This window comes from Microbacterium arabinogalactanolyticum, assembly GCF_030268005.1.
Taxonomy (GTDB): domain Bacteria; phylum Actinomycetota; class Actinomycetes; order Actinomycetales; family Microbacteriaceae; genus Microbacterium; species Microbacterium arabinogalactanolyticum.
Window position 1 is genome coordinate 989,252 of record NZ_BRZC01000004.1, and the last position, 13,448, is coordinate 1,002,699.

Here is a 13,448-nt window from a genome sequence, read left to right on the forward strand (position 1 = left end):
CTCGGCCCGCCGCCTCGCGGCGAGCCGAGCGCGCAGGGATCAGAGCCCCTGCCAGGCCGGCTTGTTCGCGTAGGTGTAGCGGTAGTAGTCGGCCAGCTGCAGCTTCGACGCGGCCGCCTCGTCGACCACCACGGTCACGTGCGGGTGCAGCTGGATCGCGGATGCCGGGATCATCGCGCTGACCGGGCCCTCGAGCGCCGCGGCCACCGCATCCGCCTTGCCCTCGCCGAACGCGAGCAGCACGAGGTGACGCGCGCGCAGGATCGTCCCGAGCCCCTGCGTGATGCAGTGCTGGGGCACGTCATGGATCGAGTCGAAGAAGCGCGCGTTGTCCTGCCGGGTCTGCTCCGTGAGCGTCTTGATGCGGGTGGTCGACGCGAACGACGAGCCGGGCTCGTTGAAGCCGATGTGGCCGTCGGTGCCGATGCCGAGGATCTGCAGGTCCACGCCGCCCGCGGCGATGATGGCCGCGTCGTAGTCGTCGCCCGCGTGCTCGATCGTCTCGACGGCCCCGTTGGGGACGTGGATCAGCTCGGGGTCGAGGCCGAGCGGCTCGATGACCTCACGGGTGATGACCGAGCGGTAGCTCTCCGGATGCGCGGGATCGATGCCCACGTACTCGTCCAGGGCGAAGCCGCGCACGTGGGACACGTCATGCCCCGCGAGACGCTCGCGCAGTGCCTGGTAGACCGGCAGCGGAGTCGACCCGGTGGCCAGTCCCAGCACGGGCTCGGCGACGGTGTCGATGAGGTGCACGATCTCGTCGGCGACCAGCGCTCCGGCGGTCTCCTTGCTCGCGGTGATGACGACTTCAGCCATGAGGGACTGTCTCCTTGTCTCGGACGTCGGTACCCGCGGATGCGGATCCCAGCAGGGCGGCGCCGATGGCCGCCACCGGCGAGTCCGCCGGAAGCATCTCGATTCTCTCATCGAGCCGCAGTGACCGCAGGAACGGCGACGACGCCGCTTCCTCCTGCAGGGTGGCGCGGATGCCAGGGCCGATGCGGTCGGCGAGTGCGCTGAGCCCTCCGCCGATGACGACGGTCTCGACGTCGGCGGTGAGCACCAGGGCGCGCACGGCGGCTGCGGCACCGCGCTGCAGATCGAGTCGGAGGGCGGATGCTGTGGCATCCCCGGCATCCGCGGCATCCAGGATGTCCTTGACGGGGAGGTCTCCGCCTCTCCCCCAGGCCCGCGCCAGGGCGCCGCCTCCGCACAGCGTCTCGATGCAGCCGCGCTGCCCGCATCCGCACACCCGTCCGAGCGGGTCGACCACGAGATGCCCGACCTCGCCGGCCGTCCCCCGCGCGCCGCGCCAGATGCGCCCGTCGATCACGATTCCCGCAGCGACGCCGGTGCCGAGGTTCAGATAGGCCATCGGGCGCGTGTCGCCGCGGAGCGCGGCCGCGCCCAGCGCAGCCGCCTTCACGTCGTTCTCGACCTGGCTCGGGATGCCGGTCGCCTCGTGCACGCGGGTTGCGACGTCCAGTTCCTCGACGCCGAGGTTCACGGCGTGCAGCACCCGTCCGTGCTCGGCATCCACGAGCCCCGGGATCCCGACGCCGATCGAGCTCACCGACCGACCCGCGGGCAGCTGCGCCCGCAGGGCGCTGACAGCATGCAGGATGCCGTCGATGACGGCGGTCCCGCCCCATCCGGTCGGGATGCGCACGCTCCCGAGGGCGACGCCGTCGGAATCCAGCGCGATCCCGGCGATCTTCGTGCCGCCCACGTCCAGGCCGATGCGCACGACCGCGCTCACGACACGCCCAGCTGGGCGGCGAGCACCGTGACGACCGCGCCGCGGACCACGATGTCGTCCTGCTTGCTGAGACGGATGGGCACGTCGGCGAACACGCCCTCCAGCGTGCGGTCGTGCAGCGCCCGGGTCGCGGCGTCCAGGAACACGCCGTCGAACAGCTCGGCGGGGCCGGCGATGACCACCTCGGCCAGGTCGAGCGCCGCCACGATCAATGCGATCGCCATGCCCAGGCGGGTACCCGCGTCGGCCAGGATCTCGCCGCGGCGCTCCGGTGCAGCGGCGGTCTCGGCGAGCAGGCGGGGGACGTTCACCCACGCCTCCAGGCATCCGATCCGCCCGCACGAGCACAGCGGGCCGCCGTCGGTCCCGACGACGACGTGTCCGATCTCACCCGCCGCGAAGCGGGCGCCGACCAGCGGACGCCCGCCGGTGATCACTCCCGCGCCGACGCCGCGGTCGATGCGGATGAGCATGAGGTCGGAGCGCGCCTCGCCGAACGTGTACTCCGCGAGGATCGCGGCGTTCGCGTCGTTGCCGACCATCACCGGGAGACCGAGATCCTCGGTGAGCCGCCGCTCGAGCGGGAAGTCCTGCCACGCGAGGTTCGACGCGTTGATGATCAGTCCGTCCGAGCGCACGACGCCGGGGCTGCCGATGCCGACACCGAGCACGGGGCGGGTCGCGGATGTCGCGAGCCGCCGTGCCAGGTCCACCACCGCCTGGTAGGTGTGCTCCGCGTCGCGTTCCTCGGGAAGCGGCGTCGAATGGCTGACGAGCGTGCGTCCGCCGAGGTCGAGCACGGAACCGGTGAATTCGGATGCGCCGGACAGATCGATGCCGATGACCTGGTGGCCCTCGCGATCGATGTCGATCTCGATCGGGGGCTTCCCCGGGCCCGCCGCCTCGCGGACGCCGATCTCGTGGATGATGCCGTCGGCGATGGACTCCGCGACCAGATCGGAGATGGTCACCCGGGTGAGTCCCGTCTCGCGGGCCAGGTCCGCTCGGCTCATCGCACCGCGGTGGTACAGCGTCTGCAGCACCAGGGAGCGGTTGTGCGCGCGCGCCTGCTCCGGCAGCACCTTGGCCGAGCTGCGCAGGCGCCGTCCCGAGCCGAAGGCGACGAGCTCCTCACCGAGCGCGACCCGCTGTCCGTGTGACGATTCCATGTTTGTTAGTACACCTTACGAACATGGTCGAGCGCAAGAGGCGACGGGGTGCAGCGCGCAGGTTACCGAAACGTTACTGCAGATGTCCACTCGCGGGCCCGACCGCCACACCGCGACCCGCGCCGTTCCCGTACCATGAAGAGTCAGTCACGTCTATCCAAATGGGGGGTGAGTCCGTGACCGATCTGATCTCCGGACCCGATACGGGCGCGATCCCGCAGGCCGCACCGACCGAGGTGCTGCCTCCCGTCGACGGTGAGCCGCCGATGGAATGGGCGCCCACCGAGCCCGCCCGCAAGAAGCGCCGCCTGGGCCTGTGGCTGGGTCTCGGCGCGGGAGCCCTTCTGGTCGCCGCCGCCGGCGCCTCCCTCATCCTCATCGCTCCCGGCACCACGATCGCCGGCGTCCCCGTCGGCGGCATGACCCCCGGCATGGCCGCCGAGGCCGTGAGCAACCGCGTCGCCGCGACCGAGATCGAGCTGACCGGCGCCGGAGACGGAACCACGCTGACGGGCAGCGAGCTGGGCGCGAGCGTCGACGCCAAGGCGCTCGCCGATCAGGCCTTCGCCGACCGCCCCCTGTGGAACATCAGCACCTGGATGGGCAAGGCGATCGTCCCCGAGGTGAAGCTCGACCCGCAGGCCGCCGACCACGCGCTGCGCGCCGCCGTCCCGACCAGCTATGTCGATCCGGTCGACTCCAACGTGTCCTTCGATGCGGCGTCCGCCGCGTACACGGTCACTCCCTCCAAGAGCGGCACCGGTATCTCGGTCCCCGACCTGGCGGCTGCGTTCACCGCGGCATCCGCCAAGGGCAGCACGTCGTTCTCGTTCTCCGGCGACGCGACCGAGGTCGCCCCTGCCGTCGACGAGAAGACTGCCACAGCCACCGCCGAGAAGCTCAACGGGATGCTCGCCACGATCGGCTTCTACGTCGGCGACGAGCGCACCGTGCCCATCGCGCCCGACGTCGCGGCGAGCTGGCTGAAGATCGACGACGTCGACGGCAAGCTGAAGATCACCGCCGACCAGTCGGCCATCCAGACCGCCGTCGCAGGGCTCCCCGCCCTCGTGAACCGCGCGCCCGTGAACGCGACGAACATCGTCGACTCCAAGGGCAAGGTGCTCAGCGCCCTCACCGCAGGTCAGGACGGCCGCACCCTCGGCGACACCGCGGGCATCGCATCCGCCTTCGCCACGCAGCTGGGTGACGGCAAGGCGAACTTCGCTCTGCCGGTGAACTCCACGCCGTTCGAGACGACCACGGTCTTCCGCCGCCTCGAGGTCGACATCAGCGAGCAGAAGACGTACCTGTACGAGAACGAGAAGCTCGTCCAGACGTGGAAGATCTCGTCCGGTCTGCCCGGCACGCCGACCCCGCTCGGGCACTTCACGGTGTTCGCGCACACCGCCAAGCAGGACATGGGCTGCTTCGAGGGCGCCGTGTACTGCACCAAGGACGTGCCCTGGAACACCTGGTTCGCCCCGAACATCGCCTTCCACGGCGCATACTGGCACAACAACTTCGGCCACCGCATGAGCCACGGCTGCGTGAACATGCCGCCGAGCATCGCCAAGCAGGTCTACGACATGACCCCGAAGGGCCTCGAGGTCTGGGTGCATGCCTGAGAGAAGCTGAGACCGAGACGGGGGAGCGGATGCCATCGGCATCCGCTCCCCTTTTCTTTGCGGTCCACCGGACCGCCGCGTCCGCAGACGAGGAACGGGCGGATGCTGTGCAGCATCCGCCCGTTCTCAGTGCCTGATCAGACCAGCGCGTCGATGACCGCGTTGAGCGTCGCCGAGGGACGCATGACCGCTGCGACCTTGGCGACGTCGGGACGGTAGTAGCCACCGATGTCGGCGTGCTTGCCCTGCACGGCGTTCAGCTCGTCGACGATCTTCTGCTCGTTCTCGGCCAGCGTCGCCGCGACGGGCGCGAACGCAGCCGCCAGCTCGGCGTCCTTCGTCTGCTTGGCCAGCTCCTGCGCCCAGTACAGGCCCAGGTAGAAGTGGCTGCCGCGGTTGTCGATGGTGCCCAGCGCGCGACCCGGCGAACGGTCCTGCTCGAGGAAGGTGCCGGTCGCGGCATCCAGGGTCTCGGCCAGCACGCGGGCCTTCTCGTTGCCCGTGCGGTCCGCGAAGTGCTCGAGCGACGCCGCCAGCGCGAAGAACTCGCCCAGCGAGTCCCAGCGCAGGTAGTCCTCCTCCACCAGCTGCTGCACGTGCTTCGGTGCGGAGCCGCCCGCACCGGTCTCGAACAGGCCGCCGCCGGCGAGCAGCGGGACGATCGAGAGCATCTTGGCGCTGGTGCCGACCTCGAGGATCGGGAACAGGTCGGTCAGGTAGTCGCGCAGCACGTTGCCGGTGACCGAGATCGTGTCCTCGCCCTTGCGCAGGCGGGCCAGCGTGTAGCGGGTGGCGTCCTCGGGCGCGAGGATCGTGATCGTCAGGCCCTTGGTGTCGAGGGTCGCGAGACCCTGGTGCACCTTGGCGATGATCTGGGCGTCGTGCGAGCGGTTGGCATCCAGCCAGAACACCGCGGGGGCGCCGGTGGCACGGGCGCGGGTCACGGCGAGCTTGACCCAGTCCATCACGGGGATGTGCTTGGTCTGCGTGGCGCGCCAGATGTCGCCGGCGCCGACCTCGTGCGAGATCAGCACGGTGCCGTCGCTGTCGAGGATCTGCACGACACCCGCCGAGGCGATCTCGAAGGTCTTGTCGTGGCTGCCGTACTCCTCGGCGGCCTGGGCCATCAGGCCCACGTTCGGCACGGTGCCGATCGTGGCGGGGTCCAGCGGGCCGTTCGCGATGACGTCGTCGATCACGGCCTGGTACACACCCGCGTACGAGGAGTCCGGGATGACCGCGATGGTGTCGGCCTCGCCGCCATCCTTGCCCCACAGCTTGCCGCCGTTGCGGACCAGGGCGGGCATGGAGGCGTCGACGATCACGTCGCTCGGGACGTGCAGGTTGGTGATGCCCTTGTCGGAGTTCACGTACGACAGGCGCGGACCCTCGGCGATGGCCTTGTCGAACGCCGCAGCGATCTCGTCGCCGCCCGCGATGTCAGCGAGACCCGAGAGGATCGATCCCAGGCCGTTGTTGGCGCTCAGACCGGCCTCGGCGAGCTTGTCGCCGTACTGCGCGAACACATCCTTGAAGAACGCCTTCACGACGTGACCGAAGATGATCGGGTCGCTGACCTTCATCATGGTGGCCTTCAGGTGCACCGAGTACAGCACGTCGTCGGCCTTGGCCTGCTCGAGCGTCTCCGAGAGGAAGGCGTCCAGGTCGGCGGCGGAGAGGAACGTCGCGTCGATGATCTCGCGCGGCAGGACCTTCAGCCCCTCCTTGAGCACGGTGATGGTGCCGTCGGCGGCGATGTGCTGGAAGCTGAGCACGTCGTCGTGGGCCGCGACCCAGGAGCGCTCGTTGTGCTTGAAGTCGTCGTGGCCCATGGTCGCGACGCGCGTCTTGGAGCCCTCCGCGAACGGCTTGTTGCGGTGCGGGTGCTTCTTGGCATAGTTCTTCACGGCCAGGGGCGCGCGGCGGTCGCTGTTGCCCTCGCGGAGCACGGGGTTGACCGCCGAGCCCTTGATCTTGTCGTAGCGGGCGCGGACGTCGCGCTCTTCAAGAGACTGGGGCTCGTCCGGGTAGTCCGGGACGTCGAAGCCCTTCTCCTGCAGCTCGGCGATGGCCGCCTTCAGCTGCGGGATGGACGCCGAGATGTTCGGCAGCTTGATGATGTTGGCCTCGGGGAGCGTGGCCAGCCCGCCCAGCTCGGCGAGGGCGTCGCCGACCTGCTGCTCGGGGGTGAGCTTCTGCGGGAAGGCGGCGAGGATGCGGCCGGCGAGCGAGATGTCGCGGGTCTCCACCTCGATGCCGGCCTGACCGGTGTAGGCCTTGATGATCGGCAGGAAGGACGCGGTCGCCAGAGCCGGCGCCTCGTCCGTGTAGGTGTAGATGATGGCGTCGTCGGTCACCGGATCTCCGTTCGCGAGGGCAGATTTTATCTCGATACCAAGATACCCGAGTCCGCTTCCCGGCACCCCTTCAGGGTTCCGACACCGGGGCCGCCGTTTCCGCGACAGAAGCCCGCGGAGGGGCTAGCCTGGGTTCCATGTCGGAACTGCGTGTGGTCGAACTGTCCGCGGCGACGATCGTCGCCGTCAACAATCTGTCCCTCAAGCCCGGCCAGGAGCAGTTCCTGGCACCGGTCTCCTACGGGATCGCCGCCACCGTGGTGAACCCCCAGACCTCCTGGCAGCGCGTGGTGCTCGACGGTGACGAGGTGGTGGGCTTCGTCAGTGCGAGCTTCGACGCGGATGCCCCCGAGGAGCACTTCCGCAGCGTGCTGTGGCGCATCAACGTGGACGCCGACGACCAGGGTCGCGGTGTCGGGCGCTTCGCCGTCAAGACTCTGATCGACGAGGCCCGCGCACGCGGCGTCGATCACGTGAACGTGATCTACGAGGCCGGTGAGGGCGGCCCCGAGGCGTTCTTCCGCCGCGTGGGCTTCGAGCCGGTCGGCGAGACCGAGTACTCCGAGGTCATCGCGCAGATCCGCGTCACGGACTGAACCGGCGGCGGGGCCTCGGATCCCCTCCCCCACCGAGACCCCGTCGCCGCTCCCCCTGAGAGCGCTCCCGCGCGGCATCCGCCTGCGTGCGCCCGTCACTTCTGAAGGACGTTCCCACTTCTGAAGGATGCCGGCGTTGCAGGCATCCTTCAGACCTGCGTTCATCCTTCAGAGGCCTCCCGACCACTGCGCCTGCACATTCGCCCTCGCGGGCGAGTTGTGCACAAGTCGCGGGTTCCCGCCCCCGCGATGACGCGGCAGTCGGTCATCGTGGGCGCATGGATCTCAGGTCATGGCTGGGCAGCCGGAACGGCATCGCTCATCGCGATGACGCAGCTGATGCCGGCTATACGGTCTCCCGCATCCGCAGCGCCATACGCTCCGGTGCGGTCCGCCGCATTCGCTCCCGCTGGATCGCGCTCGAATCGGCTCCGATCGACCTCGCGGGTGCCGCGGAGTCGGGCGGCGCAGTGACGTGCGTCTCGCTCGCACGTCGACGTGGATGGTGGGTGCCGCCGGATACCGACGAGCGCCTGCATCTCCGGATGCCACCGAACGGAGTGGTGCGGGTCTCCGACGCCCATGCGCACTGGGGCAGGTCTCTCGCACCCTCGCGCCCTCGCATGCTGGAGACGTCGGTGGAGGATGCGCTCGCGGATGCTGCGAGCTGCTTCCCGGTGGATCAGGCGGTCGCGATCTGGGAGTCGGCCGTCCGCACCGAATCGGTCTCTCTGGACTCACTGCGCACGGTCCGGTGGCGGACTCCGGCAGCTCGGCGGTGCCTGGAACTCCTGCGCCCGGGTACGGATTCTTCATTGGAGACGGTGTTCCACGTCCGGCTGAGCGCGTGGGGCGTGCGGCTCCGCTTCCAGGTGCAGCTGGCAGGGCATCCGGTCGACTTCCTGATCGGCACGCACCTGGTCGTCCAGGTCGACGGCTGGTCGTTCCACTCGTCATCCGCCGACCGCAGCCGCGACCTCGCGCACGATGCCGAGCTGCGCATCAGGGGCTACACCGTGCTGCGCTTCTCCTACGCGCAGATCATCTACGACTGGGAGCACATCGAGCGCACGCTCGTCGGGGCCATCAGCCGTGGGCTGCACGTCGCGCCACTCACCTCTGGAGGACATCCTCGCTTCTGAAGGACGCCAGGGCTGCAGGCATCCTTCAGAAGCGCGAATCTCCTTCAGAACGACGCGCGCCGGACGGAGCAGGGGTCGATGAGCAGGCGGATGCCGGGCTCAGCGGTCGCGACGGCGCCGAGCGGTCCAGTCGCCGAGCAGGTCGGAGGTGCGGTTCAGCATCTCGGTGGACTTCTCCGCGAACCCGCGGGCGGCATCCCAGAGGGCATCCGGCAGGTCGGGCTGCACCTTCTCGCCGCGCGCGGAGCGCTCGGCGACGTCGAAGGCCCGCTCCAGATCGTCGACGGCGCGACGGTAGTCGGAGAAGTCGGATGCCGTGGTGCGGGCGCCCTCGGACGGCGGCCTCCGATCGCGCGCCCGTTCGACGGCGGCGAGGAAGGCGGCCGTGTGCGGTTGACGTCCATCGCTCATCGCCGGGTACGCCAGCGCCAGTCCGGGATCGGTCTCGTAGGCCATCCACCGAGCGAGCACCGCGTCATGGCGGGCGCGCAGCCGGTCCAGAGGAAGATCAGCCGCGGAGGCCAGCGAGGAGCGCTCGGCCGAGACGCGTGCGCGCGCGGCACGCACGCGGGCCATCGCCGCCTTCGACGCCAGCTGCGCCTCGCGCAGCGCGCGGCGAGCGGATGCCACGGCCACGGCATCCGTGCGCGAAGCCGCGCGGTCGGCGGCGACACGGGCCGCCTCCGCTCGGGCGACGCGCGCGGACACGGCGGCGTCCCTGGCATCCTGCTGCGCCTGGCGCAGCTCGAGCCGGGCCGCGTCGTACCCGAGTCGCTTGCCGTTCACCGTCTGCCGCCTCCGCACCGTCGCGAACCCGATCGCCCCTGCGCCGGCTGCAGCCGTCGGCGCGATCCACCACAGCTCGGCCGCCGCAGCCCAGATCGGATCCACTCCTTCAACCTAACAGCCCGTCCGGCCGCACCGAAGGGCGCGACGGACGGGCTGTCGGGGAGGCGGGTCAGACCAGGGTCTCCTGCCAGGCCGCGTGCAGCTGGGCGAACTTGCCGGTGCCTGCGATCAGGGCGTCCGGGGTGTCGTCCTCGATGATCTTCCCGTGCTCCATCACCAGCACACGATCGGCGATCGCGACGGTCGACAGGCGATGCGCGATGATGATGGCCGTCCGGTCCGCCAGCAGCGTCTGCAGCGCGTCCTGGATCAGCCGCTCCGACGGGATGTCCAGCGATGCGGTGGCCTCGTCGAGGATCAGCACCGCCGGGTCGGCGAGGAACGCGCGCGCGAACGAGATCAGCTGGCGCTGTCCCGCCGAGACGCGCCCGCCGCGCTTGTTCACGTCGGTGTCGTAGCCGTCCGGCAGGGAGGTGATGAACTCGTCCGCGCCCACGGCGCGGGCCGCCGCACGGATCTCGTCCAGCGTCGCGTCAGGCTTGCCGAGGGCGATGTTGTCCGCCACGGTCCCGCTGAACAGGTACGCCTCCTGCGTGACCATGACGATCGCGCGGCGCAGATCCTTCGGATGCAGCATCCGCAGGTCGACGCCGTCCAGCGTGACCTCACCCTCGCTCGGATCGTAGAACCGCGACACGAGCTTGGCGAGCGTCGACTTACCGGCCCCCGTCGTCCCGACCAGCGCGATGGTCTGCCCGGCGGGGATGTCGAGCGAGAAGCTCGGCAGGATCGTCTTGTCGCCGTTGTACCCGAAGGTCACGTCGTCGAAGCGGATCGCGCCCCGCGCCTCCCACAGATCGATCGGCTTCTGCGGGTCCGGAACCGTCGGCACCTCCTCGAGCACGCCCGAGACCTTCTCCAGCGCCGCCGTGGCGGACTGGTAGGAGTTCAGGAACATCGCGATCTCCTGCATGGGCGCGAAGAAGTTGCGCACGTACAGCACGGTCGCCAGCAGCACGCCGACGCCGAGGGCGCCGTCGGCGACGCGGATGCCGCCCCACAGCACGACCAGGGTGATCGTCAGCGCCGACACCGCCATCAGCCCGGGCTCGAAGGTGCCGAACAGCACCATGGAGCGCCGGTTGATGTCGCGGTAGTCGCCCGCCACCTTGCGGAAGGCGACGTCGTTGCGCGGCTCCTTGCGGAACGACTTGACCGCGCGGATGCCGGTCATCGTCTCCACGAACTGCACGATCACCTTGGCGCTGATCACCCGCGACTCGCGGTACACGAGCTGCGAGCGGCGGTAGAACCAGCGCATCAGCAGCACCAGCGGAACGCCCGCCAGCAGCAGTACGACGCCCGCCTGCCAGTCGGCGATCACCAGCGCGATGAAGGTGAAGATGCCGAACAGCACGCCCGAGACGAGGTTGTTCAGGCCGCCGTCCAGCAGCTCGCGGATCGAGTCCAGGTCACTGGTCTGCCGGGAGATGATCCGGCCCGACGTGTACGACTCGTGGAACTCCAGGCTCAGCCGCTGGGTGTGCAGGAAGATGCGCTTGCGCAGGTCGAGCAGCACGGCCTGCGTGATGCGGGCCGCGAGCACGACGTAGAAGCCGATCAGCGCGGAACCCGCGATGCCGGCGAACAGGTACACCGCGGTGACCATGATCGCCGGCATCCAGTCCGCGTTCTTCAGCAGCTGCGGCAGCGCGGAGTCGAGCGCGATGCCGATCAGAATCGGTCCGGCGACCTGCAGCGCGGTCGAGACGACCAGAACGATCGCGGCGATCACGATGCGCAGGCGGAGCGGGTGGATCAGCGAGCCGAGCAGGCGCAGCGAGCGCTGCCGGATGGCACGGCTCTCCTCCTTCGTCAGGTCCGAGCGGTCCTCGTCCCGGGTTCCCGTGATGGTCATGCCTGCACCTCCTCTTCGGTGGCGGATGCTTCGTCGGCGGGCACCGCGGTCTCGTCGGCGGACGCCGTGGCGGACGCCCTGTGCGCCTCTGCGACGGCCTCGGTGATGATCGGGATGGTCCCGGTGCGAGCCGCCTCCTCGGCCTCCAGGCTCGAGATCACGTGACGGTAGTGCGCGCTCGTGCGCAGCAGGTCGGAGTGCTTCCCGACCGCCGTGATCCTGCCCTTCTCCAGCAGTGCGACCCGGTCTGCGAGCGCGACGGTCGACGGACGGTGCGCGACGATCAGCGCCGTGGTCTCGGCCAGGACGTGCCGCAGGGCCTCCTCGACGAGCGCCTCGGTGTCGACGTCGAGCGCCGACAGCGGGTCGTCGAGGACGAGCACCTTGGGTGCGGCGGCGACCGCGCGGGCCAGGGCCAGACGCTGCCGCTGACCACCGGAGAGGCTCAGCCCCTCCTCGCCGATGATCGTCTCCAGCCCGTCGGGCAGCGAGTCCGCGAACCCGGCCTGCGCCACGTCGAGCGCCTCGCGCAGCACGCGGTCGGCCTCCTCGCTGTGCAGGTCGAGGTCGGCGCGGCCCAGCAGCACGTTCTCGCGGACGGATGCCGAGAACAGCGTGGCATCCTCGAAGGCCATCGCGATGTGCCGGCGCAGTTCGGCCAGCTCGAAGTCGCGGATGTCCACGCCGTCGAGCGTGACGCGGCCGCCTGTCACGTCGTACAGGCGCGCGGGCAGCGTGGTGAGCGTGGTCTTGCCGGACCCGGTCAGGCCCACCAGGGCCATGGTCTCGCCCGGCTCGAGCACCAGGTCGATGCCGTCGAGCAGGTCGCGCTCGGAGGGGCCGGCGTCCTGATACCGGAAGCGGGCGCCCTCGAAGGCGAGCGCGCCGCGCGGCTCCGCCAGGTGCACCGGCTTCTCGGGGTCGGTGATGGTGTTGGTCTCGCGGTAGATGTCGAACACGCGGTCCGTCGCCGTGCGGGCGTCGAGCATGAACGAGAACAGGAAGCCGATCGATTCGATCGGCCAGCGCAGCACGGTGGCCATCGCGAAGAACGCGAACAGCTCGGCGACGTTGATGGCTCCGGTCGAGATCAGCCAGATGCCGGTGATCAGGCTCAGGCCGAACGCGAGCTGCGGCATGAGGTCGAGCCAGAACCAGATCTGGCCGACCGCGCGGGCCTTGCCCAGCTCGGTCTCACGCAGCGTCTCGGCCTGTCGGCTGAACCGGGTCAGCGCGTGCTTGCCCCGTCCGAAGGCCTTCAGCACCCGGATGCCGTGGACGCTCTCCTCCACGCTGGTGGCGAGGTCGCCGGCCTGGTCCTGGCTGCGTCGCGCGAGCGTGCCGTAGCGCTTCTCGAACAGGTAGCCGGCGATCCACAGCGGAATGCCCGTGGCGATGAAGATCGCACCGAGCATCCAGTGCCAGCGGAACAGCAGCAGCGCGCCGATGATGATCGTCAGGATGTTGACGACCAGCAGGATCAGGCCGAACGCGATCCAGCGGCGGATCAGGCTGAGATCCTGCATCATGCGGCTGAGCAGCTGCCCGGACTGCCAGCGGTCGTGGAACGCGACCGGGAGGTTCTGCAGCCGCGAGTACAGCTCGGCCCGCATCCGGTACTCGACCTCGGTGGCGGGGGTGAGCACGAACCAGCGGCGCAGCCACACCATGGCGGCCTCGCCGAGTGCGAGGGCGAGCACGCCGAAGGCACCGGCGATGATCAGCCCGATCACACCGCCGTTCAGGTGCGCGCCGGAGACGTCGCCCAGGCCCTTGACGATCTGCTCGAGCACGATCGGGATCATCAGGGCGATGACGGCGGCGGCGAGCGCACTGGCCGCACCGCCGATGAGGCGCCCGAAGATCGGCCGGATGAACGGTTTCAGTCGCCAGAGTGCGGCGAACGTTGACAGGGACGACGAAGAAGAGGTGGCAGACATGGCTCTCGGTTGCGTAGCGATCAGGTGACGAAGTCAGGGGGCCGGATGCTCGGCATCCGGTGTGGCGGGGGGGCGGGCTGGTCCCGG

General features: G+C 69.8%; 10 protein-coding genes. 3 read left to right on the plus strand and 7 right to left on the minus strand.

From position 1 onward, the window contains the following. Positions 1-39: 39 nt before the first annotated feature. Genes nagB through MIAR_RS09220 form a run of 3 tightly spaced genes read right to left on the minus strand, consistent with a single transcriptional unit; the run spans position 40 to position 2,931 of the window. Entirely contained in the window at positions 40-819 is a 780-nt protein-coding gene (gene nagB / locus MIAR_RS09210) for a glucosamine-6-phosphate deaminase (protein ID WP_285634500.1), read from the minus strand. Beyond that, positions 812-1,762: an ROK family protein gene (locus tag MIAR_RS09215; RefSeq protein WP_285634503.1), complete on the minus strand. Its 951-nt coding sequence runs from the start codon at positions 1,760-1,762 to the stop codon at positions 812-814. Before MIAR_RS09215 ends, nagB begins: the two co-directional genes overlap by 8 nt. Beyond that, complete coding sequence (locus MIAR_RS09220) at positions 1,759-2,931, minus strand: ROK family transcriptional regulator (RefSeq protein ID WP_285634506.1); 1,173 nt, start codon at positions 2,929-2,931, stop codon at positions 1,759-1,761. The genes MIAR_RS09215 and MIAR_RS09220 overlap by 4 nt, the downstream gene beginning before the upstream one ends. A 176-nt stretch (positions 2,932-3,107) precedes the next feature. Here MIAR_RS09220 and MIAR_RS09225 point away from each other — a divergent pair, with 176 nt between their 5' ends. Beyond that, positions 3,108-4,559, plus strand: a complete 1,452-nt coding sequence (locus tag MIAR_RS09225; protein ID WP_285634508.1) for a L,D-transpeptidase — start codon at positions 3,108-3,110, stop codon at positions 4,557-4,559. 137 nt (positions 4,560-4,696) lie between these two features. On the opposite strand, the gene MIAR_RS09230 is transcribed toward MIAR_RS09225, so the two are convergent. Next, positions 4,697-6,916, minus strand: coding sequence for an NADP-dependent isocitrate dehydrogenase (locus tag MIAR_RS09230; RefSeq protein ID WP_285634511.1), 2,220 nt, complete (start codon positions 6,914-6,916; stop codon positions 4,697-4,699). Positions 6,917-7,053: 137 nt separating this feature from the next. Here MIAR_RS09230 and MIAR_RS09235 point away from each other — a divergent pair, with 137 nt between their 5' ends. After that, positions 7,054-7,512, plus strand: coding sequence for a GNAT family N-acetyltransferase (locus tag MIAR_RS09235; RefSeq protein ID WP_285634514.1), 459 nt, complete (start codon positions 7,054-7,056; stop codon positions 7,510-7,512). A 278-nt stretch (positions 7,513-7,790) separates the two neighbouring features. Continuing rightward, the gene (locus tag MIAR_RS09240) at positions 7,791-8,654 is read left to right on the plus strand and encodes an endonuclease domain-containing protein (RefSeq protein ID WP_285634517.1); all 864 of its coding nucleotides are present in this window, start codon (positions 7,791-7,793) and stop codon (positions 8,652-8,654) included. 99 nt (positions 8,655-8,753) lie between these two features. On the opposite strand, the gene MIAR_RS09245 is transcribed toward MIAR_RS09240, so the two are convergent. The 3 genes from MIAR_RS09245 to MIAR_RS09255 all read right to left on the minus strand — a co-directional run bounded on the left by MIAR_RS09245 (position 8,754) and on the right by MIAR_RS09255 (position 13,361). After that, positions 8,754-9,545, minus strand: coding sequence for a hypothetical protein (locus MIAR_RS09245; RefSeq protein WP_285634520.1), 792 nt, complete (start codon positions 9,543-9,545; stop codon positions 8,754-8,756). 67 nt (positions 9,546-9,612) lie between these two features. After that, on the minus strand, positions 9,613-11,421 hold the full coding sequence (locus tag MIAR_RS09250; protein ID WP_285634523.1) for an ABC transporter ATP-binding protein: 1,809 nt from the start codon (positions 11,419-11,421) through the stop codon (positions 9,613-9,615). Then, a complete protein-coding gene (locus MIAR_RS09255) occupies positions 11,418-13,361 on the minus strand; it encodes an ABC transporter ATP-binding protein (RefSeq protein WP_285634526.1) in 1,944 nt (647 codons plus the stop codon). Before MIAR_RS09255 ends, MIAR_RS09250 begins: the two co-directional genes overlap by 4 nt. Between the last annotated feature and the right edge of the window lie 87 nt (positions 13,362-13,448).

Coding starts and splice junctions, on each gene's coding strand:
- MIAR_RS09220 (WP_285634506.1), bottom strand. CDS start 2,931: ATGGAATCGTCACACGGACAGCGGGTCGCGCTCGGTGAGGAGCTCGTC.
- MIAR_RS09255 (WP_285634526.1), bottom strand. CDS start 13,361: ATGTCTGCCACCTCTTCTTCGTCGTCCCTGTCAACGTTCGCCGCACTC.
- MIAR_RS09250 (WP_285634523.1), bottom strand. CDS start 11,421: ATGACCATCACGGGAACCCGGGACGAGGACCGCTCGGACCTGACGAAG.
- MIAR_RS09235 (WP_285634514.1), top strand. CDS start 7,054: ATGTCGGAACTGCGTGTGGTCGAACTGTCCGCGGCGACGATCGTCGCC.
- nagB (WP_285634500.1), bottom strand. CDS start 819: ATGGCTGAAGTCGTCATCACCGCGAGCAAGGAGACCGCCGGAGCGCTG.
- MIAR_RS09240 (WP_285634517.1), top strand. CDS start 7,791: ATGGATCTCAGGTCATGGCTGGGCAGCCGGAACGGCATCGCTCATCGC.